This is a genomic window from Terrirubrum flagellatum, assembly GCF_022059845.1.
Lineage (GTDB): Bacteria > Pseudomonadota > Alphaproteobacteria > Rhizobiales > Beijerinckiaceae > Terrirubrum > Terrirubrum flagellatum.
The window spans coordinates 2,030,918-2,050,601 of record NZ_CP091851.1; the positions used below are offsets into that span (position 1 = coordinate 2,030,918).

Here is a 19,684-nt window from a genome sequence, read left to right on the forward strand (position 1 = left end):
GTCAGCCGCCGATCAGGCTGGCGGCGATGTTGATCGTCAGCGCGATGATCGCCGTGTTGAAGACGAACGCCGCGACGCCCTGCGCCGTAACGACCCGCCGCAGCGACGGCGATGTGATCATGATATCAGCCGTCTGATTGGCGAGACCGATCACAAAGGCGAAATGCACGAAATCGCCGTAGAGCGGCGCAGCGTCGCCAGGGAATTTCAAACCGCCCGGCTCCTCGCCATCGTCGGGCGAATAATATTCATGCGCGTAATGCAGCGCGAACATGAGATGCACGACGGTCCATGACAGGCAGATCGTTACGATCGTCAGCGCAACCACCCAGCTGCCATAGCCCTTATCGCTTTTCGCCGCGGCGAGGTCGAGAATGATCGCAGCGACGCTGATCGCCGCTGCAGCCAGCGTGACGACGAGGATGGAGGCGCGGCCGCCGTCGAGTTCTTCAGCGCGACGACGCAGGCCCTCGAGATCGGTGCGCCACATGATCACCGACATCATGACGATGAAGAAGATTGCGCCCGCATCCCAGCCAAGAAGCCCGCGCGTCGACAGTTCGAGCGATGATGGCGTCAGGAGCGTCGCGACGATCGCGACGACAATCGACAGACTCATCGCCGGCCGCATGCGGAAGAATGTCAGCATGGCCGGCCTCTTCCGCTGATCGCTAGTCAATATCCTCGACGACGGCGCCGCCGCCGTGAATGCGCTGCGCCAGAGCGGCTTCCATGAAGCCGTCGAGATCGCCGTCGAGGACGTCAGACGGCGTTCCCGACGTAACGCCCGTGCGTAAGTCCTTCACGAGCTGATAGGGCTGCAGCACATAGGAGCGGATCTGATGGCCCCAGCCGATATCGGTCTTTGAGGCGGCCGCGGCGTTCGCCTTCTCTTCACGCTTCTTCAACTCGGCCTCATAGATGCGCGCGCGCAGCATGTTCCAAGCCGTGGCGCGGTTCTTGTGCTGGGAGCGCTCGCTCTGGCAGGCGACGACGATGCCGGTCGGAATATGCGTGATGCGCACCGCTGAGTCGGTCGTGTTGACGTGCTGGCCGCCCGCGCCCGACGAGCGGTAGGTGTCGATCCGGCAATCCGATTCCTTGATGTCGACTTCGATGCGATCATCGACGACGGGATAGACCCAGATCGACGCAAAACTCGTGTGGCGACGCGCATTGGAATCGTAGGGCGAGATGCGCACGAGGCGATGCACGCCCGACTCGGTCTTCAGCCAGCCATAGGCGTTGTGGCCCTTGACCGTGATCGTCGCCGACTTGATGCCGGCTTCTTCGCCGTCGTTCCGGTCGTTCAGCTCCACCTTGTATTTGTGACGTTCCGCCCAGCGGGTGACCATGCGCAACAGCATCTGCGCCCAGTCCTGGCTCTCGGTGCCGCCGGCGCCGGAATTGATTTCGACATAGGTGTCATTGGCGTCGGCTTCGCCCGAGAGCAGCGTCTCGACCTGCAGCCTCGCAGCCTCCTTGGCGAGACCAAGGACGGCGTTCTCGCCTTCCTTGACGGTCGACTCGTCTTCCTCGGCTTCGCCGAGTTCGATCAGCGTCACAGCGTCATCAACGTCGCGCTCGAAGCGCTTGATCGCGCCAAGCTGCGCGTCGAGCGTCGTACGCTCGCGCATCACCTGCGAAGCTTTGGCGGGATCGTTCCAGAGATCAGGGGATTCGGCGAGCTGGTTCAGCTCGGCCAGACGTCGCTCAGCCTTGTCGACGTCAAAGATGCCTCCTCAGCAGTCCGATCGACTGCTTGATCTCTTCGAGATGATTGTAAATTTCGGCGCGCATGGCGACGCGGGAATCCCTGCTGTCCGGATATGTCGGCTGCGTCCATAACGACGCGACGCAGCGCTGGCAAACGATCGCCGGCGCCGCTCAAAACTCAGATGGTCAGTAGAGGCCGCCGGTGCCAGTGCCGACCGCGCGTGGCGCGCCGCTCGACGCGGTCGTCCCGCCAGTCGAGCCGGGGAACGAGTAGCTGTCGCCGGGGCCGGTGCCGGGCTTGAAGGCTTCCATGATGTTGCCGACGCGCACGAGCTTGATTCCCGGGGGAATTTTGAACGGCGTGTCCGGCTGGTCCTTCAGCGCCATGCGCATGAAGTCGCGGAAGATCGGCGCGGCGTAGGCGCCGCCCGTCGAAGAGTCACCGAGCGAGCGCGGCTTGTCGTAGCCGAGATAGACGCCCATCACGAGATTGGCGGAGAAGCCGACGAACCAGACATCCTTCGCCTCGTTGGTCGTGCCCGTCTTGCCCGCGAGATACTGGCGGCCGAGCTCCCTGACGATGGTCGCGGTGCCGCGCTGGATCACGCCCTGCATGATGGATGTGATCTGGTAGGCGGTCATCGGATCAATCACCAGCTCGCGATTGTCGCGCAGTTTCGGCTCCGGCTGATTGTCCCACTTGTCGACCTTGCAGGCGTCGCACTGGCGATCGTCATGGCGGAAAATCGTCGCGCCCCAGCGATCCTGGATGCGGTCGATGAGCGTCGGTTTGATGCGGCGGCCGCCATTCGCGAACATCGAATAGCCGGTCACCATGCGCATCACAGTCGTCTCGCCGGCGCCGAGCGACATCGAGAGCACCGGCAGCAACTCGTCATAGACGCCGAAGCGCTTCGCATATTCGGCGATGAGCGGCATGCCGATATCCTGCGCCAGATGCACCGTCATGAGGTTGCGCGACTGCTCGATGCCGACGCGCAACGGCAGCGGACCACGACCGGCTCCACCGCCGTAATTCTCAGGCCGCCACACTTCGCCATTGCCCTGATCGATCTCGATGGGGCCGTCGACGACGATGCTGGTCGGGGTGTAGCCGTTGTCGAGAGCCGTCGCGTAAACGAACGGCTTGAACGACGATCCAGGCTGCCGCATCGCCTGCGTGGCGCGGTTGAATTCGCTCTGGTCGAAGGAGAAGCCGCCGACCATCGCCTTCACGCGGCCGGTCCAGGGGTCCATCGCGACGAGCGCGCCCGACACCTCAGGCTGCTGGCGCAGCCGCACCTGCCCCGGCTTGCCGTCCAGCGGCTCGACATAGATCACGTCGCCCGGCTGCACGACCTGCGACACCGAACCCTTGCGGGTCCATTTGATGCCGTCGGCGGTGAGCTGCGCATATTCGCGCTCGCGTGAAATTTCGCCTGACTTCTCCTTGCGCGGCTGCAGTCCAATGCGCGCCGACTGCTGTGCGACGTCGAGCACCACGGCGTACCGCCAAGGCTGGATGTCCGTGTAGAGCGGCAGGTCGGCTAGCGCGAGGCCCCATTCGCGAGCGCCGAAATCGATCTTCTGCTGCGAGCCGCGCCAACCGCGAGCCTCATCGTAACGGACAAGGCCGTCGACGAACGCCTTGCGCGCCATCACCTGCATGGCCGGATCGAGCGTCGTGCGCACCGACAGGCCGCCTTCGAGGAGCTTCTTATAGCCGTAGCGGTCGGCGATCTCGCGGCGGACTTCTTCCGCGAAGAAGCCGGCGGCGAAGGAGTTCGGCGAAAGCGTGCGGAAGGTGACGCCGAGCGGCATCTTCTGCGCCTTGTCGCCGTCTTCCTTCTTGACATAGCCGTTGGCGACCATGCGCTCGATCACCCAGTTGCGGCGGGCGACGGCGGCGTCGCGATTGCGCACGGGCGAATAGTTCTCAGGGCCTTTCGGCAGAGCCGCGATATAGGCGAGCTCATGGAGCTGCAATTCGTGCACCGACTTGCCGAAATAGTTCAGCGAGGCGGCGGCGACGCCGTAATTGCCGGAGCCGAGATAGATTTCGTTGAGATAGAGCTCGAGGATGCGATCCTTCGAGTAGGTCGCCTCCATGCGGAGCGCGATCAGCATTTCCTTGATCTTGCGCTCGACGGTGCGCTCGTTCGAAAGCAGGAAGTTCTTCGCAACCTGCTGGGTGATGGTCGAGGCGCCCGACTGACGCTTGTCGCTGCGGCCCTGCACCATTTGCAGCGACGCGCGGACGATGCCCTCGGGGTCGATGCCCATATGGGTGTAGAAGTTCTTGTCCTCCGCCGAGAGGAAGGCCGCGATCATCATCTTCGGCACGGCCTGGATCGGCAGATAAAGGCGCCGCTCCTTGTAATATTCGGCGAGCAGGCTGCCGTCGCCGGCATGGACGCGGGTGGTTACTGGCGGCTCGTAGTTGGCGAGCTGGGTGTAGTCAGGCAGGTCGCGCGCGTTCTTCCAGAGATAGAAACCGGCGACCGCCGATCCCACGAGGAACAGCATCGCGCCAATCGCGAACAGGAATCCCAGGAATCGAACGACGAATCTCATCGCACCTTGTCCGCTTCGCGCTCCCGCCCCCTGAGAGCGCGCCCAAAAGCATCAAACGACGGAATAGCCCATGATACGCGACATCATGCCGATCCGCCACCGGCGCGTGACGCAAAAGCATGTTCGAAACAAGGCGCTGACCGTCACGGCCGTCCCCGGCGCGCGAAATACGCGTCGATCGAGGCCAGGATCGCATCGCCCGCCTTGGCCCGCCCCTCAGGCGAGGTCAAGACCGTGATGTCCCTGGCGTTGGTGAGATAGCCGAGTTCGATCAGCACGGAGGGAACGTCAGGCGCCATCAGGACGCGAAAGCCGGCCGATTTCAGAGGCGTTTTGTGCATCGGCAGCGCCGCTCCCAGCCCCCCGGCCAGCGCCTGTGCAAAGCGATGGGAAAAGGCGCGCGTCTCGCGCCGGGTCAGATCGGAGAGGATGTCGTTCACATCATCGATCAGTTCCGTCGCCGTGTCGGCGCCAGCGGCGCTGTCCGAGCGATTTTCCGATTCCGCCAGCCGCGCGGCATAGGCGTCGGAGGCTTTATCGGAGCCGGTGTAAATAGAAGCGCCTCGCACCCCATCGTCGCCGGTCAGCGCATCGGCGTGGAGCGAAATCATCAGGTCCGCCTGCGATCGCCGCGCGAACTTCACGCGGTCTGCGAGCGACACGAACACGTCGTCATCGCGCGTCATCGAAACCCTGTAACGTCCTGTGGCGACGAGCTTTTCCTTCAAAGCGCGGGCGACGTCGAAGACGATCGTCTTCTCGTACATGCCGTTCCTGGCGCGGGCTCCGGGGTCGACGCCGCCATGGCCGGGATCAATCACCAGCAAAGGGCGCGGATCGGGAGCGGGAGGAGCTGCGGGCGGCGCGATCGAGGCGGTGCGCAGGGGCTCGCGCGCAGCGCGCGCGAATGAGGCGCGATCGATCCGGGCGAGCTTGATTAAGAGGCTCGCATACCTCTGCTCGCCAATCGTCTCGACCCGCGCGTCCGCGCTCGCCGGCTGGGCGAGGTCGATGACGATGCGGGATTTGCCGGCGCTGAACAGGCCGAATCGGAACGAACGGATCAGCCCGCTTGATTTGGCGCCTGCGTCGTCGCGGAGCTGGAAATTGACCTCGGGCAGATCGACGATCACCCGATCGGGCCTTTCGAGAAGGAAGGCTGACACGTCGACCGGGCGCGACAGCCGGATCAGGAGCGTCGAACCGCCGTCCGCATTCTGGACCTCGGCGTCGTAGGCGACGGGCGCGGCCGGGCTGGCCGGCAGATTCGCGGCCTGGGCGAAGCGGCGCCATGCCGGCGGCGTCGCCGCCGCCCCGGCCGCCAGCGCCAGCAGCGCCAGCGCCGCGCTCAGGGCGCGCGCGAACGGGCGCAGCGGGGATCGGGGACCGGATCGGCGCATGCTCGCATTTGGCGACGTCATGGTTAACGATACATGATCGGCCGCCTTGCCAAGGGCCGGGAAAGCCCTTTCCCGGAAATCTTGCCAAGGCCAAGCCGAGCCCGTATGGACTATTTATTGCGGAACACGACCCCATATCCTTGAGTCGAGCCGAGGGTTCGCGAGGAACTTCAAAGGCGTGAGCCGCGGCAGGCGACCGGTCCGGACGGGCCAGGCCGCCATGCGGAGCCGATGCGCTCCCTCTGAGGTGTCGATGAACTTACACGCGCGTTCGCATCGCCGGGATTGGTCGCCGAAGGGCGAAGCCAGGGCGTTACGGGCGGTCGCTTGCGGTTCTGACGCCGCCGAATTTGTTTTCACCTGCAGCGCCCCATCGCTCATATCCACCGGCGCCGCCGAGCTTCTCCTATTCCTGTCGAATTCAGCGACCCGTGACCCCGAGCCATCGCCCTCATTGCGCGAGGCTCGGCCATGACCCGCATCACGCCAGACAACGGAAGAGCCCAGGCGCGCGCCCCAAAGAGGTCCGCCCATGGCCAACAAAATGCTCATCGACGCGACGCATCCGGAAGAGACCCGGGTCGTCGTCACTCGCGGTAACCGCGTCGAAGAATTCGATTTCGAATCCGCGTCCCGCAAGCCGCTTCGCGGCAACATCTATCTCGCCAAAGTCACGCGCGTCGAACCGTCGCTGCAGGCCGCCTTCGTCGAATATGGCGGCAATCGCCATGGCTTTCTCGCCTTCTCGGAAATCCATCCCGACTACTACCAGATCCCGGTCGCCGACCGTCAGGCGCTGATCGAGGACGAGGAGCGCTACGAGCGCGAGCAGGCGCGCCGCTCCGAGCACCGCAATCGTCGCCGTCGCCATCAGCAGGACCGCGTCGCCGGCCCGTCCGTCGAAGCGACCGAATCCGGCGAGACGCCGGCGGAAGGCGCGGCGATGGGCGAAATCGTCGCCGCCGAGATCGAGTCTCCGGCGGTGGAGCAGGCGGCTGCGGCTGAGGGCCAGCAGCCCTTCGAGGGCGGCGCGGCAGACGCCGAGGGCAAGCTCGGATCCGAAGCGAGTGAGGGAGCCGAGAGCTCTGTCGAGGCGCAGCCCGCGGAGACGCACGCTCAGTCTCCGGAGTCCGACGAACAGCGCGCCGACGACGAGACGGAGGCGGACGCAGAAGCCTCTGAGGACGAGTCCGAAGAGGACGACGAAGACGAGGATGATGAGGAATCCTCCGAGGAGGACGAAGAGGACACGGTCGAGCAGCTTGGCGGCGACGCCATGGAGGAAATGCCGGAGCGTCCCCGCCACGCCCGCCGTCATTACAAGATTCAGGAAGTCATCAAGCGCCGTCAGATTCTGCTGGTGCAGGTCGCCAAGGAAGAGCGCGGCACCAAGGGCGCGGCGCTGACCACCTATCTCTCGCTCGCCGGCCGTTATTCCGTGCTTATGCCGAACACCGCGCGCGGCGGCGGCGTGTCGCGCAAGATCACCAGCGCGCAGGACCGCAAGCGGTTGAAGGAGCTGGTGCAGGACCTGGAAGTGCCGGAGGGGATGGGAATCATCCTGCGCACGGCCGGCGCGTCGCGCACCAGGAGCGAGATCAAGCGCGACTTCGAATATCTCCTGCGCATGTGGGAGAGCGTGCGCGAACTGACGCTGGAATCGACGGCGCCCGCCCTCGTCTATGAAGAGGGTTCTCTGATCAAGCGTTCGATCCGCGACCTCTACAGCCGCGACATCGACGAGATTTTCGTCGCCGGCGAGGAAGGCCATCGCGAGGCCAAGGACTTCATGCGCATGCTCATGCCGAGCCATGCGAAGCAGGTCCGCACCTATCGCGAACCGACGCCGCTCTTCGCCCGCTTCGGGGTCGAGCAGCAGCTCGACGCCATGTTCTCGAACCAGGTGACGCTGAAGTCGGGCGGTTATCTCGTCATCAATCAGGCCGAAGCTTTGGTCGCGATCGACGTGAACTCGGGCCGCTCGACGCGCGAGCACAATATCGAGGACACGGCGCTCAAGACCAATCTCGAAGCCGCCGACGAGGTGGCGCGCCAATTGAGGCTGCGCGACCTTGCGGGCCTGATCGTCATCGACTTCATCGACATGGAGGAAAGGCGCAACAACCGGGCGGTCGAGAAGCGGGTCAAGGAAGCGCTGAAGAATGATCGCGCGCGCATTCAGGTCGGGCGCATCTCGCCCTTCGGCCTGCTCGAAATGTCGCGCCAGCGGCTGCGCACCGGCGTCGTCGAATCCTCGAGCATCATCTGCCCGCATTGCGGCGGCTCGGGCCATATGCGCGCGCCGCACTCGGTCGCGCTGCAGATCCTGCGCATTCTCGAAGACCAGCTCATCCGGTCGAACGCGTTCAACCTGATCGTGCGCGCGCCGACGAATGTCGCGGTCTATCTGCTCAACGCCAAGCGCGCCCATCTGCGCGCCATCGAGCAGCGCTTCGGCGTCACGATCACCATTCAGCTCGACGATCATCTCGGCGCGGGCAAGACCCATCTCATCGAGAAGGGCGACATGATCCCCGAGAGCCTGCGCGTCGTCGTCAAGATGGAGCCGGCGCCAGCCGAGCCCGAAGAGGAAGAGGACGATTTCGTCGAGGAAGAGGACGAAGACGAGGCCGAGGACGAGCGCGCCGAGGACAGCGAGGAAGAGCGCGAATCCGAAGGCCAGGACGCGGAAGCCCGCGAACGGGATGGCGAGCGCGAAGGCGGTCGCCGTCGCAGGCGCCGTCGTCGTCGCGGACGCGGCGATCGTGGTCCGCAGGGCGATCAGCCCTCCCTCGCCTCTTCAGATGAAGCGCGCGACTCCGACGAATCCGAGGACGACGCCGATGCCGATGCGGACGCAGAAGGCGGCGAGGAGCAGGACGGCGAGACGCGCGCGGATGATCGTTCCGAGCGGAGTGATGACGGCCGTCGCCGCCGTCGTGGACGCCGGGGCGGACGCCGCGATCGCCGCGATCGCTACGGCGATCAGGAGCAGCCGGCTCACGCCGCCAACAACAACGCGGCCGAGTCCGTTGCGGATGAGGGCGGCGGCGAGCCCGCGATCGCCTGGGCGACGGCTTCAGAAAACGACGCAGCGGAGACGACGCCGGTGAATGTCGGCGCGTCGGAAGCGGCGGCTGCGCCTGTCGCAAACGATATCGCGGCTGCGCCCGTCGTCGAAGCGCCGGCCCCCGTCGCGGCGCCGACGCCTGAGCCCGAGCCTGAGACGGCCAAGCCCGCGCCGCGCGCGCCTGTCACCTCCAATCCCGACGCCTACAAGGTGAACGCCGCCGACCCCGCCGCGCCCAAGAAGGGCGGATGGTGGGCCAAGGCGAAGCAGGCGCTCGGCGGAGAATAATCCGGACTGCTGACGACGCGCTCCGGCGCGTCGTCAATTTGCCGTCGTCCTCCCGCTTGGTCATCATGCGGGAAAATGGGAAACGCCGGCATGCGCGACGATTACGCCTACGCGACGCACGAGGTCCTCAACCAGCCGCCGCCGCTCGTCGATTTCAACGTCTATGGCGCAGACCGCACGCTGCAACGCATCGTCGCGACGTTCGATGCAGGCTGGGCCGAGGAGAAATTCACGCGCGCCGGCGGCAAGGCCGGCTCGGCGCAAGTGCAGGAATGGGCGCGGCAGGCGAATCGCAACACGCCGGAGTTGCGCACGCACGACCGCTTCGGCAATCGCATCGACCAGATCGAGTTCCATCCCGCCTGGCATGAATTGATGTCGGCTGCGATCGCCGACGAACCGCATTCGCTCGCCTGGACCGAGAAGCGCCGCGGCGCGCATGTCGCGCGCTCCGCCCTCGCCTACCTCTGGAACCAGGGCGAGACCGGCATCATGTGTCCAATCCTGATGACTTACGCCTCGCTGCCGGTCATCGACAGCGATCCCGATATTTCGCGCGAATGGCGCGGCCGTCTGCTTTCGGCGCGCTACGACAAGCGCCAGATGCGCGCAGCGGACAAGACAGGCGCGACCTGCGGCATGGCGATGACGGAGAAACAGGGCGGCTCCGATCTTCGCCAGACGCAGACGACAGCGACCTCGAACGGCGACGGAACATGGTCGATCGTCGGGCACAAATGGTTCTTCTCCGTGCCGCACTCCGACGTGTTCCTCACGCTCGCGCGCACGGAGAAAGGCGTGTCCTGCTTCGTCTGTCCGGGCTGGCTGGAGGACGGATCGCGCAACCGTCTCGCCGTCCAGCGGCTGAAGGACAAGTGCGGCAACAAGTCGAACGCCTCATCGGAGGTGGAGTTTCGCGGCGCGATCGGCAAACTCGTCGGCGAGGAAGGCCGGGGGATCGCTGCGATCCTCGAAATGGGCCATCTCACGCGCATCGACTGCGCGATCTCATCGGCCGCCCTGATGCGGCAGGCGCTCAATCAGGCGGCGCATCATTGTCAGCATCGCCGCGCCTTCCAGCGCGCGCTGATCGATCAGCCGATCATGCAGAATGTGCTCGCCGATCTCGCTGTTGAAACCGACGCGGCCGCATGGCTCTGCATGCGCGTTGCCGCAGCGCTCGATCGCGCCGAGACCGACCCGCAGGAGCGGCTGATCAATCGGATCGCCGCGCCGATCGCGAAATACTGGATCTGCAAGCGCAGCCCGCAGGTCGTCGTCGAGGCGCTCGAATGCCATGGCGGCAACGGCTTCATCGAAGACCATGTGATGGCGCGGCTCTATCGCGAAGCGCCGCTGAACGGCGTGTGGGAAGGTTCCGGCAATGTGATCTGCCTCGACGTGCTGCGCTCGATGCAGCGCGAGCCTGATTGCGCTCCCGCTCTGCTTGGTGAACTCGGCGCGGCGCGCGGCGGCGACGAGCGTTACGACACAGCGCTCGACAAACTGAAAGACGACTTCACTGACCTCGCGCGGCAAGAGGGGCAGGCGCGACGCTTTGTCGAAAGGCTCGCGCTTCTGCTTTCTGCGAGCCTGCTGATCCGTCACGCCGATCACGCGACGGCGGACGCCTTTGTCGCGGCGCGATTGGGCGGCGAATGGTCGGGACATTTCGGCGACCTGCCGTCCGGCGTCGATACGGGCGCGCTGGCGCGCGGCGCGATTCCTCTCGCAAACTGACGCGCCCCTAAAAGATCGCCTCCCGACGCAACCTGCGCGCGCATCGCCGCTTATCCCGGCCTTATAAACTATCGCCCCATAAGCCTGCCGATGATCGGGAGAATCCCATGATCAAGGCGGCGAAACTGCGCAAACTCCAGCGCGACGCGCGCGGCGTCGCGGCGATCGAATTCGCCATCATCGCGCCGATTCTTCTGCTGATGCTCTGCGGCATCTTCGTCTACGGACTCTATTTCGCGACGCTGCACGGCTTGCAGCAGATCGTCGCCGAGGCAAGCCGCGCCAGCATCGCCGGCCTGACTGACGTCGAGCGCGAGCAGCTCGCGAAGGCGCAGATCAACGGCACGATCTCCAACTATGGCCTTCTGGACCGGCAATATCTGCAGGTGCGCGCCGCGACCGATCCCACCGCAAGCGATCGTTACATCATCACCGTCACCTACGACGCGACTCATCTCGGGCTCGACGCGTTCGGCGCGATTCTGCCGCAGCCGCCAAACCACATCACGCGCAGCTCGGTCATCCGCAAGGGAGGCGCATGATGCCGATCGCCCGCTCGCTTCAACGCGTCTTTTCATCCGCGCGCGATTTTCGTCGCGACCGCCGCGGCGCGACGACGATCATGGTCGCCGCCTCGATGACTGCGATCCTCGGCGCAGGCGCTCTCGCCGTCGATGTCGGCTGGCTTTATTACACCAAGCGCCGCGCCCAGGCCGCGGTCGATCTGGCCGCCATCGCCGGCGCCGGAAGCCTGCCCAACTATTCCGATATCGTGAAAGCCAATCTCGCCGAGAACGGCTTCGGTTTCGACGGCCAGAGCAAGGGAAATGGCGGCGGCGACGTCATCATGAGCGCGCTGCAGATGACGCCGGGAATCTACACCGCCGACGCCTCGATCCCGGTGAAGCAGCGCTTCCAGCCCTCGGATGCGAATGTCGCGAACGCCTTGCGCGTGACGATGACGCGCGATGCATCGCTTTTCTTCGGCCGCGCCATCACAGGCCAATCGGCGGCGAGCTATCAGGTGACGAGCACCGCCTCAACCGCGACATCGGCCGCTTTTTCCGTGGGATCGCGCCTCGTGAAGCTCGACGGCGGCGTCGCCAACGCCATCCTCTCGGGCCTGCTGGGAACCAGCGTCAGTCTGTCCGTAATGGACTACAACGCGCTGGCGACGGCGAAGATCGAGATGTTCCCGTTTCTCGATGCGCTCGGCGACGAATTGAATATCCGCGCCGGGAGTTACAACAATCTGCTCGAAGCGAACGGCGTCGTCGGGAAGACGTACTCCGCTGCGGCGAACATTCTGGCGAAGACGGGCCAGACAAGCGCCGCCAATGCGCTGCGCAAGATCGCGTCGTCGAACGGCGCAGCGAAGCTTTCGGTGAAGCTGCGCGACATCATCGATCTCGGTCCGCGGGGAACAAGCGCGATCGGAACAGGGCCCGCGGTCGCAGCTCAATTCGATGCGCTTTCGCTTCTCACCACGAGCGCGCAGCTCGCCAACGGAACGCGACAGGTCGCGGTCAATCTCGGCGTGTCGCTGCCGGGCATTGCGAGCGCGACACTGACGCTCGGCATTGGCGAAAGACCTGTGAAAGGCGTATGGCTCGGGATCGGCCGCGCCGGCGCGGAAGCGCATACGGCGCAGACGCGGCTCCTGCTCGAAATCAAGCTGCTCGGCAATGGAGCGCTGCCAGCGGGAATCCGCCTCCCCGTCTATGTCGAGCTGGCTGCGGCGGATGCGCGGCTCGCCAATGTGCGCTGTCGCGCCAATCCCGCGGACACGCGCGTCGATATCGATGCGCGGCCGGGCGTCGTCGACGCCTGGATCGGCGATGTCGGCATGGCGCAGTTCACGAACATGACCTCGCCGGTCAACCCGCCAGCCGCGCAGCTCGTCTCGCTGCTCGGCGTCACCGTGACCGGCCGCGCCCATGCGACGATGAGCAACATCGCTTACGACCGGCTGACCTACACGGTCGACGATATCCGCAACGGAAAATATCAGACGGTCAGGACGCGCGATTTCACGACGTCGCTGACGACGAAGCTGCTCGGCGATCTCCAGTTGAAGACGCAGGTCGCGGGCATCCCGCTGATCGATCTTACGCTGCTCACGAAATCCGTGGTGGCGCTGATCCAGCCCGTGACGCCGTCAGTCGACACGCTGCTGTCCAATATTCTCACGACGCTCGGGATCGGGCTTGGCGAAGCCGACGTCTGGGCGAATGGTGTGCGCTGCGACGGCGGCGTTCTCGTCAACTGATACCTCGCGCGCCTGCGCAACTGGCCGCTATCGCGCTCCGGCGAGATAGCGGCCGATTTTTCAATCGTGTCACGGCAATCCTGCATCGATCCCGCGAACGACAGACGCACCGTGCGCGAACCGCGCCGCGCGTCGAAATCGAGTCCCGGCGTGATCGCGACGCCCGCCTTCTCCAGCACGTCGCGGCAGAACTGCATGGAGTCGTTGGTGAAGCGGCCGACATCGGCGTAGATGTAGAAGGCGCCGTCGACGGGAAAGAAATCGGTGACGCCGATCTTTGGCAGCTCGCTCAGGAGACAGGCGCGATTGGCGGCGTAGGTCGCCTTGATCGCCTCGCACTCCTCCTTCGCGTCGAACGCGGCTTCGGCGGCGACCTGGCTGAGAAACGGCACCGAGATCGAGAAATTCTGCTGCAGCCGCTCGACGACGCGCACCAACCGCTCCGGCAGCACGAGCCAACCGACGCGCCAGCCAGTCATGCAGTAATATTTCGAGAACGAGTTCACGATCACGGCGTCATCGTCGACCGCAAGCGCCGTCGTCGCCGGCTGATCATAAGTGAGGCCGTGATAGATCTCGTCGGAAATGTACCAAATGCCCAGACGCTTGCATTCGGCCGACACGGCGGCGATCGCAGAGCGATCCATCACGACGCCGGTCGGATTGGCCGGGCTCATGGTGAGCACGCCGGCAAGCGGCTTCTCCGTATGGGCGCGCCTGATGAGGTCAGGCGTCAGGACATAGCGGCTCGCCGCGTCCACCTCGATCGCGACGGGCTCCAGTCCGAGCGCGACCAGAATATTGCGATAGGCGGGATATCCCGGCGCCGTGATCGCGACGCGCGCGCCGGGCTCGAAGCAGGCGAGGAATGCGAGCAGGAAGCCGCCCGACGATCCCGTGGTGACCACGACGCGGCTTGCAGGAACATGGACGCCGTAGGCATCGCGATAATGGCGCGCGATGCGCTCGCGCAGCGAGGGCACGCCGAGCGCCTCGGTGTAGCCGATGCGGCCATCTTCGAGCGCGCGCGCCGCAGCGGCGCGGATGCTGGCGGGCGTCGGGGCCGAGGGCTGGCCGACTTCCATATGCGTCACCTTGCCGCCTGCCGCCTCGATGCGCGCGGCCGCTGACATCACATCCATGACGATGAAGGGATCGACCTGCGCGGCGAGGCTGGAGATCGGCGGGGCGGAATCGGGCGAGCGCATGGGCGGCGGATGTGGGGATCGACGGGCGCGCATAGCGCGGATGGCGAGGCGCGGAAAGCGCCGAGCGAAAAGCGCTGACGCGCCATCACCTTGCCGTGATCCCCGGCCAAGCCGCATTCCAGCGACTTTCCCCTTCATTGACCGTTGAGAACCATCGGCTTAGCTCAAGCGGTCCGAGCCAAGAGACGCCCATGTTCCTGAAATCCTCTTTCGCCGCCCTCGCCTTTTCGGCGGCGCTCGCCCTGAGCGGCGGCGCCTTCGCCCAGCAGAGCGCGCCGGCCCAGAGCTTCAACCCGGCGCAGAAGCTCGCCATCGAGGCGATCATCAAGGATTACCTCATGAAGAATCCGGAGGTGCTGCGCGAGGCTCTCGTTGAACTTGAGACGCGCCAGCGCGACGCCGAGCGCGTCGCCCAGAAGAAGGCGCTGGAGGAGCAGGGTCCGGCTCTCATCAGCGAGAAGGGATCGACCATCGTCGGCAATCCCAAGGGAGATGTCACACTCGTCGAATTCTTCGATTACAATTGCGGCTACTGCAAGAAGTCGCTCGCCGACATGCAGGCGCTGGTGAAGAGCGACCCCAGGCTCAAGGTGGTGCTGCGCGACTTCCCCATCCTCGGGCCCGACTCCGTTGAGGCGTCGAAGATCGCCGCCGCGGTGAAGCCCTATCTGAAGGGCGAAAAATTCTTCGAATATCACGTCCGCGTCATGGGCAGTCGCGGCCGCGTCGGCAAGGATCGCGCGCTCGAAGTCGCGAAGGAGATGGGGCTCGATCCCGTGAAGATCGCGGCGGAAGCGGAAAGCCCGGCGATCGCGGGCGATTTCCAATACACGATGCAGATCGCGGAAGCGCTGGCGATCAACGGCACGCCGGCCTTCGTCGTCGGCGACGAGGTGATCGCAGGCGCGGTCGGCGAACAGCCGATGCGCGACGCGATCAAGGCCGTGCGCCAGTGCGGCAAGGCGACCTGCTAGAGCATGGCGCGAAAAAGTGGGAACCGGTTTTTCCGCGACGAACGCTAGCGTTCGCGCTGCAAAAGCCATGCTCTAAACTTTTAGAATCGATCACGTTCCTGCACTTTGATTGATTCAATCAAAGTGCAGCGTGATCTAGTCGATCCCCGCTTCTTCTTTTTCAAGAAGCTTCTCGAAGCGCGCCATTGGCTGGCGGCATTGCGACGCCGGCCGCGGCGTCAGCTTTGATGCAATAGCGATATCCGCAGGCTTCAGGAGCGCTGTTCCCAGTTGCTTCAGCGACGAGCCGCAGGTTCTCACGCGTACGCCGTCCTCACCGACTGCAAGCGAGATGGCGCCGTCGCCAGCGTTCGAGATCATGAAGGCGCCGCCGTCGCAGGCGATCGAACAACGCAACGAGCCGTCCTGCTGCTTCTGGCAGCCGTCCTTGACGAAGGCGGATTTGCCGGCGCCCTTCAGGCGCACATGCAAGGCGCCCCATACGGTATCGTCGGCGCCATTGAGCAGTTCGCGATGCAGTTCGACCAGGACTTCGCTGATCGCGCCTTTCGGCGCGCGCGCAAGATCAGCTTTTCCCAGCGATGCGCCATAGCAGGCGCGCTCGCCTGATTTGAGTTGATCAGCCGGCGCGCTCTGCGCAGCGGCCGATGAGACGAGAGTTGCGAAACTCATTGCGGCGCAGGCGGCGCCTGTCAGAAGCAGTTTCATCGACATCACGAAGTCCTGTGGCAGAGGGGCGAGCCCATTCAGTTCTTCAGCTCGCACGCCTTCTTGTCGGCGCGCGCCAGGAGAAACACGCGATGCGCAGGTCCTCGCGCGGCGCGATGATCGAGGTCCCCGCCCGGCGCATCGGCTTCGAACGCGACATAATCAGGAATTTCGAGCCGGAGCCCGGCGCGATCGGCTTTCAGCACCGCGCGTCCGGCATCGCCGTCCAAACCGCAGGAAAGAGCGTCTCCTTCAGCCTTGCAGCCGCCGCCGGCCGACCATTGCCGCTTGTCATTCGTGAACTGCGCGATGAGCCCGGCCTGCGCCCGATATCCGAGGTCGGCGTCGCCATCGAATTTGCTGATGTCGACCGCGATGCGCCGCACGGATTGAGCGGGATTCTTCGCGAGATGATCAGCCGTGTAGATGCGCTCGTAGCAGCCGAAGGCCGCGGTCTCAGCCGCAGCGGCGACGGGCGCCAACAGGACAAGCGCAGTCGCGATGCGGATATGCGCGCGAAATGTCATGAGTTTACCCCCGAGCCTCGGCCGCGCCTCTAAGGGGCAAATGACGGCGGTAAAGTGTGGCGACGCACGCTGCGCGCGGCTCTCTATCGTTTGGTCGCGCAGGCCGACGGGGCGGCGCGCTGAAGAATAGATATTCGATGGGCGCCGCCTCCGAGCTTCACGAGATTGACGTCGCCTTCGGGCTCGTCGGCGCCAAGCGCGATATAATTTGGAATCTCCAGGCGCAGGCGGTCGCCGGCGGCGCGCGCGATCACCCAGCCATGATCGCCGTCGAAGCCACATTCAAGCGCTCCGCCTTTCTTCACGCATCCGCCGCCTGTGCTCCAGCGGGATTTGCGATCGAAAAAGTAGACGGCGATGTCGATGCCGGCGGTGAAGCCTTGCTCGGGATCGCCGATTTGCGGGCGGCCTACGCGCACGGTCATGTGGCGCACGGCCTGACCGGGATCGCCGGCGGTTTCGACGGCCGAATAGATCCGCTCATAGCAGCCGAAGCGGGGCGCGGCGGCGAACGCCGCGCCGGAGGCCGCCGCGAGCGGCAGGAGAGCGAAGGAGCAGCGGCGTAACGGCGGCATCGGCGATTTCCGGCAGGTTGCGAAAGCGATATTCACAGGCGTCGTGGGCGGACAAGGGGCGCGGCCGCACCCGGCCGCGCCCTCCTTCCCCTTTCCGAACGCCCCGCCTATAAGCGCCGGACCTTCATCCGCCTGAGCCTCGTGCCCGCCCTTCCCCGCATCGCCTTTTCCGGTTTCGAAACGCCCGCCGCAGGCCGGGCGACGATCCCGTGCGATCCGAAGCAGGCCCCGACGGCTCGCCGGCGTCCATAATCCGTCCAGGATCTTCTCAATGGCCAAACAGAGCCCCATCGATACCGAATTCGTCCGCGAGCTGGCGCTGCTGGTCAGCGAAACCGGCTTGTCGGAGATCGAGGTCGAAAAGGGCGACCTGAAGATCAGGGTGGCCCGCACGGTAACAGTCGCAGCTCCGGCCACCGTCCTGGCTGCGCCGGTCGCCGCCGCCCCCGTTGCGGCCGCGTCCGCTCCTGTCGTCGCCGCCCCGCCGGCGGCCGCCAATCTGAAAGACCATCCCGGCGCGGTGAAGTCGCCGATGGTCGGCACCGCCTATCGCCGTCCCTCGCCCGACGCCAAGGCGTTCGTCGATGTGGGTTCGAGCGTGAAGGCGGGCGACCGCCTCTTCCTCGTCGAGGCCATGAAGACCTTCAACGACATCGTCGCGCCCAAGGCCGGCGTCGTGAGCGCCATTTTCGTCGATGACGGCCAGCCGGTCGAATATGACGAGCCGATGTGCGTGATCGAGTGACGCGGGGCGGAACCGCATCATGTTCGACAAGATCCTGATCGCCAATCGCGGCGAGATCGCGCTCCGCGTCCTGCGCGCGGCGAAAGAGCTCGGCATCCAGACGGTCGCGGTGCATTCGACCGCCGACGCCGACGCGATGCATGTGCGCCTCGCCGACGAGAGCGTCTGCATCGGCCCGCCGCCGGCGCGCGACTCCTATCTCAACATTCCGGCGCTCATCGCCGCCTGCGAAATCACCGGCGCCGACGCGGTGCATCCGGGCTACGGCTTCCTGTCCGAGAATGCGCGCTTCGCGGAGATGCTCGACGCGCACAAGATCGTCTTCATCGGTCCGCGCGCCGATCACATCCGCAGCATGGGCGACAAGATCGAGGCCAAGCGCACGGCGAAGCGTCTCGGCATCCCCTGCGTTCCCGGTTCGGAGGGCGGCGTTTCCGACGACGACGAGGCCTTGCGCATCGCCAGCGAGATCGGCTTTCCCGTCATCATCAAGGCTGCCTCCGGCGGCGGCGGGAAGGGCATGAAAGTCGTGCGGAACGCGGCTGATATGTCCGTCGCGCTTGCGACCGCGCGCACCGAAGCCAAGGCGAATTTCGGCGACGACGCGGTCTATATCGAGAAATATCTGGAGAAGCCGCGCCACATCGAGATCCAGGTGCTGGGCGACGGCCAAGGCAACGCGATCCATCTCGGCGAGCGCGACTGTTCGCTGCAGCGTCGTCACCAGAAAGTGTGGGAGGAAGGCCCCTCGCCCGCCCTCAATCTCGGCATGCGCGAGGATATCGGCGAAATCTGCGCCAAGGCGATGCGCGAGCTCGGCTATCTCGGCGCCGGCACCGTCGAGTTCCTTTACGAAGACGGCAAATTCTACTTCATCGAGATGAACACCCGCATTCAGGTCGAGCATCCCGTCACCGAGATGATCACCGGCGTCGATCTCGTGCATGAGCAGATCAAGATCGCGGCAGGCGCGAAGCTCACCATCCGCCAGGACGATGTGAAGATCGCCGGACACGCGATCGAGTGCCGCATCAACGCGGAAAATCCGCGCAGCTTCGCGCCCTCGCCGGGACAAATCAAATCCTATCATCCGCCAGGCGGCCTTGGCGTCCGCGTCGATTCCGCCGCCTATCAGGGTTATCGCATTCCGCCGAATTATGATTCACTTGTCGGCAAACTGATCGTCACCGGGCGCACGCGCAACGAATGCCTGATGCGCCTCAGGCGCGCGCTCGACGAATTCGTCGTCGACGGCATTCAGACGACGCTGCCCCTGTTCCGCACGCTGGTGCGCAACCCCGATATCCAGAACGGCGCTTACGACATTCACTGGCTCGAGCAGTTTCTCGCGACCGAGCCGCCGATCGAAGCGTGAGTCCGGCGGGCGGGCGTCGAAGCGGTTGAAGCCTCCGCATGTTCCGTGCTTCACATGGGGCATGACGACCTTCCGCTCCGGAACGCCTCGGCGAATGAGAAGAATCGCGCCTTTCCTTGGCCTTCTCGGCGCGCTGATCGCCACAGGCGCTGCGGCGGTGACGCCGATCTCGCCGAAATTCGAGGAGGAGACGCTCCGTCTCCTCGAAAGCGCGTTCGCGGCGCAGGGCTTTGACGAGCGCGCCTTCTCCGCCATCGCGCAGACGGCGCTCGGCGTGCTCGGCGCCGGCGGCGAGAGCCGCAAGTCACGCTATCTCTCGGATTATCCACAAATGCCGCATGTCACGGCGGAGAGTGAAAAACTCGCCGACGGCTGCATGCGCGTTTCGCTGGCGGCGTGGTGGCCGAATGCGCCAACCAGGCGCAGCGTGCTGCGCGGCATCTATTGCATGAAGCTCGACAGCGCCTACCGATGGCATACGCGCGGCCAGAATGTCAGCGCCGAGAAATGAGCGC

Annotated in this window: 15 protein-coding genes and 1 pseudogene; 8 read left to right on the forward strand and 8 right to left on the reverse strand. The window is 65.1% G+C overall.

The window, feature by feature from the left end:
- Position 1 precedes the first annotated feature (1 nt).
- From L8F45_RS09875 to L8F45_RS09890, 4 genes are all read right to left on the reverse strand, one after another.
- Positions 2–649: a DUF1345 domain-containing protein gene (locus L8F45_RS09875; protein ID WP_342362700.1), complete on the reverse strand. Its 648-nt coding sequence runs from the start codon at positions 647–649 to the stop codon at positions 2–4.
- Positions 650–671: 22 nt separating this feature from the next.
- Positions 672–1,800, reverse strand: a protein-coding gene (gene prfB, locus L8F45_RS09880; RefSeq protein WP_342362701.1) for a peptide chain release factor 2 whose coding sequence is annotated in 2 segments (ribosomal slippage) — positions 672–1,730 and positions 1,732–1,800 — 1,128 coding nt in all. Because the reading frame shifts where the segments join, the coding sequence is not laid out codon by codon here.
- Between the two features lie 102 nt (positions 1,801–1,902).
- On the reverse strand, positions 1,903–4,290 hold the full coding sequence (locus L8F45_RS09885; RefSeq protein ID WP_342362702.1) for a penicillin-binding protein 1A: 2,388 nt from the start codon (positions 4,288–4,290) through the stop codon (positions 1,903–1,905).
- Between the two features lie 143 nt (positions 4,291–4,433).
- Positions 4,434–5,690, reverse strand: coding sequence for an N-acetylmuramoyl-L-alanine amidase (locus L8F45_RS09890; RefSeq protein ID WP_342362703.1), 1,257 nt, complete (start codon positions 5,688–5,690; stop codon positions 4,434–4,436).
- Between the two features lie 532 nt (positions 5,691–6,222).
- Between L8F45_RS09890 and L8F45_RS09895 the strand changes: the two genes are divergently transcribed.
- From L8F45_RS09895 to L8F45_RS09910, 4 genes are all read left to right on the forward strand, one after another.
- Positions 6,223–9,048, forward strand: coding sequence for an Rne/Rng family ribonuclease (locus L8F45_RS09895; protein ID WP_342362704.1), 2,826 nt, complete (start codon positions 6,223–6,225; stop codon positions 9,046–9,048).
- Positions 9,049–9,138: 90 nt separating this feature from the next.
- Complete coding sequence (locus L8F45_RS09900; protein WP_342362705.1) at positions 9,139–10,788, forward strand: acyl-CoA dehydrogenase family protein; 1,650 nt, start codon at positions 9,139–9,141, stop codon at positions 10,786–10,788.
- Between the two features lie 107 nt (positions 10,789–10,895).
- Complete coding sequence (locus tag L8F45_RS09905) at positions 10,896–11,330, forward strand: TadE/TadG family type IV pilus assembly protein (protein WP_342362706.1); 435 nt, start codon at positions 10,896–10,898, stop codon at positions 11,328–11,330.
- Positions 11,327–13,057 carry a pilus assembly protein TadG-related protein gene (locus L8F45_RS09910; RefSeq protein ID WP_342362707.1) on the forward strand — a complete coding sequence of 577 codons (1,731 nt, stop codon included), beginning with the start codon at positions 11,327–11,329 and terminating at the stop codon, positions 13,055–13,057. Before L8F45_RS09905 ends, L8F45_RS09910 begins: the two co-directional genes overlap by 4 nt.
- Before the next feature lie 50 nt (positions 13,058–13,107).
- On the opposite strand, the pseudogene L8F45_RS09915 reads toward L8F45_RS09910, so the two are convergent.
- A pseudogene (locus tag L8F45_RS09915) lies at positions 13,108–14,265 on the reverse strand (pyridoxal phosphate-dependent aminotransferase); the annotation flags it as partial.
- 191 nt (positions 14,266–14,456) lie between these two features.
- On the opposite strand from L8F45_RS09915, the gene L8F45_RS09920 reads away from it, so the two are divergent.
- The gene (locus tag L8F45_RS09920) at positions 14,457–15,239 is read left to right on the forward strand and encodes a DsbA family protein (RefSeq protein ID WP_342362708.1); all 783 of its coding nucleotides are present in this window, start codon (positions 14,457–14,459) and stop codon (positions 15,237–15,239) included.
- Positions 15,240–15,374: 135 nt separating this feature from the next.
- Here L8F45_RS09920 and L8F45_RS09925 read toward each other — a convergent pair whose 3' ends face one another.
- The 3 genes from L8F45_RS09925 to L8F45_RS09935 form a co-directional block, all read right to left on the reverse strand.
- A complete protein-coding gene (locus L8F45_RS09925) occupies positions 15,375–15,953 on the reverse strand; it encodes a hypothetical protein (RefSeq protein ID WP_342362709.1) in 579 nt (192 codons plus the stop codon).
- Between the two features lie 32 nt (positions 15,954–15,985).
- Positions 15,986–16,474, reverse strand: coding sequence for a hypothetical protein (locus tag L8F45_RS09930; protein WP_342362710.1), 489 nt, complete (start codon positions 16,472–16,474; stop codon positions 15,986–15,988).
- An 83-nt stretch (positions 16,475–16,557) separates the two neighbouring features.
- On the reverse strand, positions 16,558–17,049 hold the full coding sequence (locus L8F45_RS09935) for a hypothetical protein (protein ID WP_342362711.1): 492 nt from the start codon (positions 17,047–17,049) through the stop codon (positions 16,558–16,560).
- A 271-nt stretch (positions 17,050–17,320) separates the two neighbouring features.
- On the opposite strand from L8F45_RS09935, the gene accB reads away from it, so the two are divergent.
- The 3 genes from accB (at position 17,321) to L8F45_RS09950 (ending at position 19,680) form a co-directional block, all read left to right on the forward strand.
- Positions 17,321–17,794 carry an acetyl-CoA carboxylase biotin carboxyl carrier protein gene (gene accB, locus L8F45_RS09940; protein WP_342362712.1) on the forward strand — a complete coding sequence of 158 codons (474 nt, stop codon included), beginning with the start codon at positions 17,321–17,323 and terminating at the stop codon, positions 17,792–17,794.
- A gap of 19 nt (positions 17,795–17,813) precedes the next feature.
- Positions 17,814–19,169, forward strand: coding sequence for an acetyl-CoA carboxylase biotin carboxylase subunit (gene accC / locus L8F45_RS09945; protein ID WP_342362713.1), 1,356 nt, complete (start codon positions 17,814–17,816; stop codon positions 19,167–19,169).
- Positions 19,170–19,263: 94 nt separating this feature from the next.
- Complete coding sequence (locus tag L8F45_RS09950) at positions 19,264–19,680, forward strand: hypothetical protein (protein WP_342362714.1); 417 nt, start codon at positions 19,264–19,266, stop codon at positions 19,678–19,680.
- Positions 19,681–19,684: the final 4 nt, after the last annotated feature.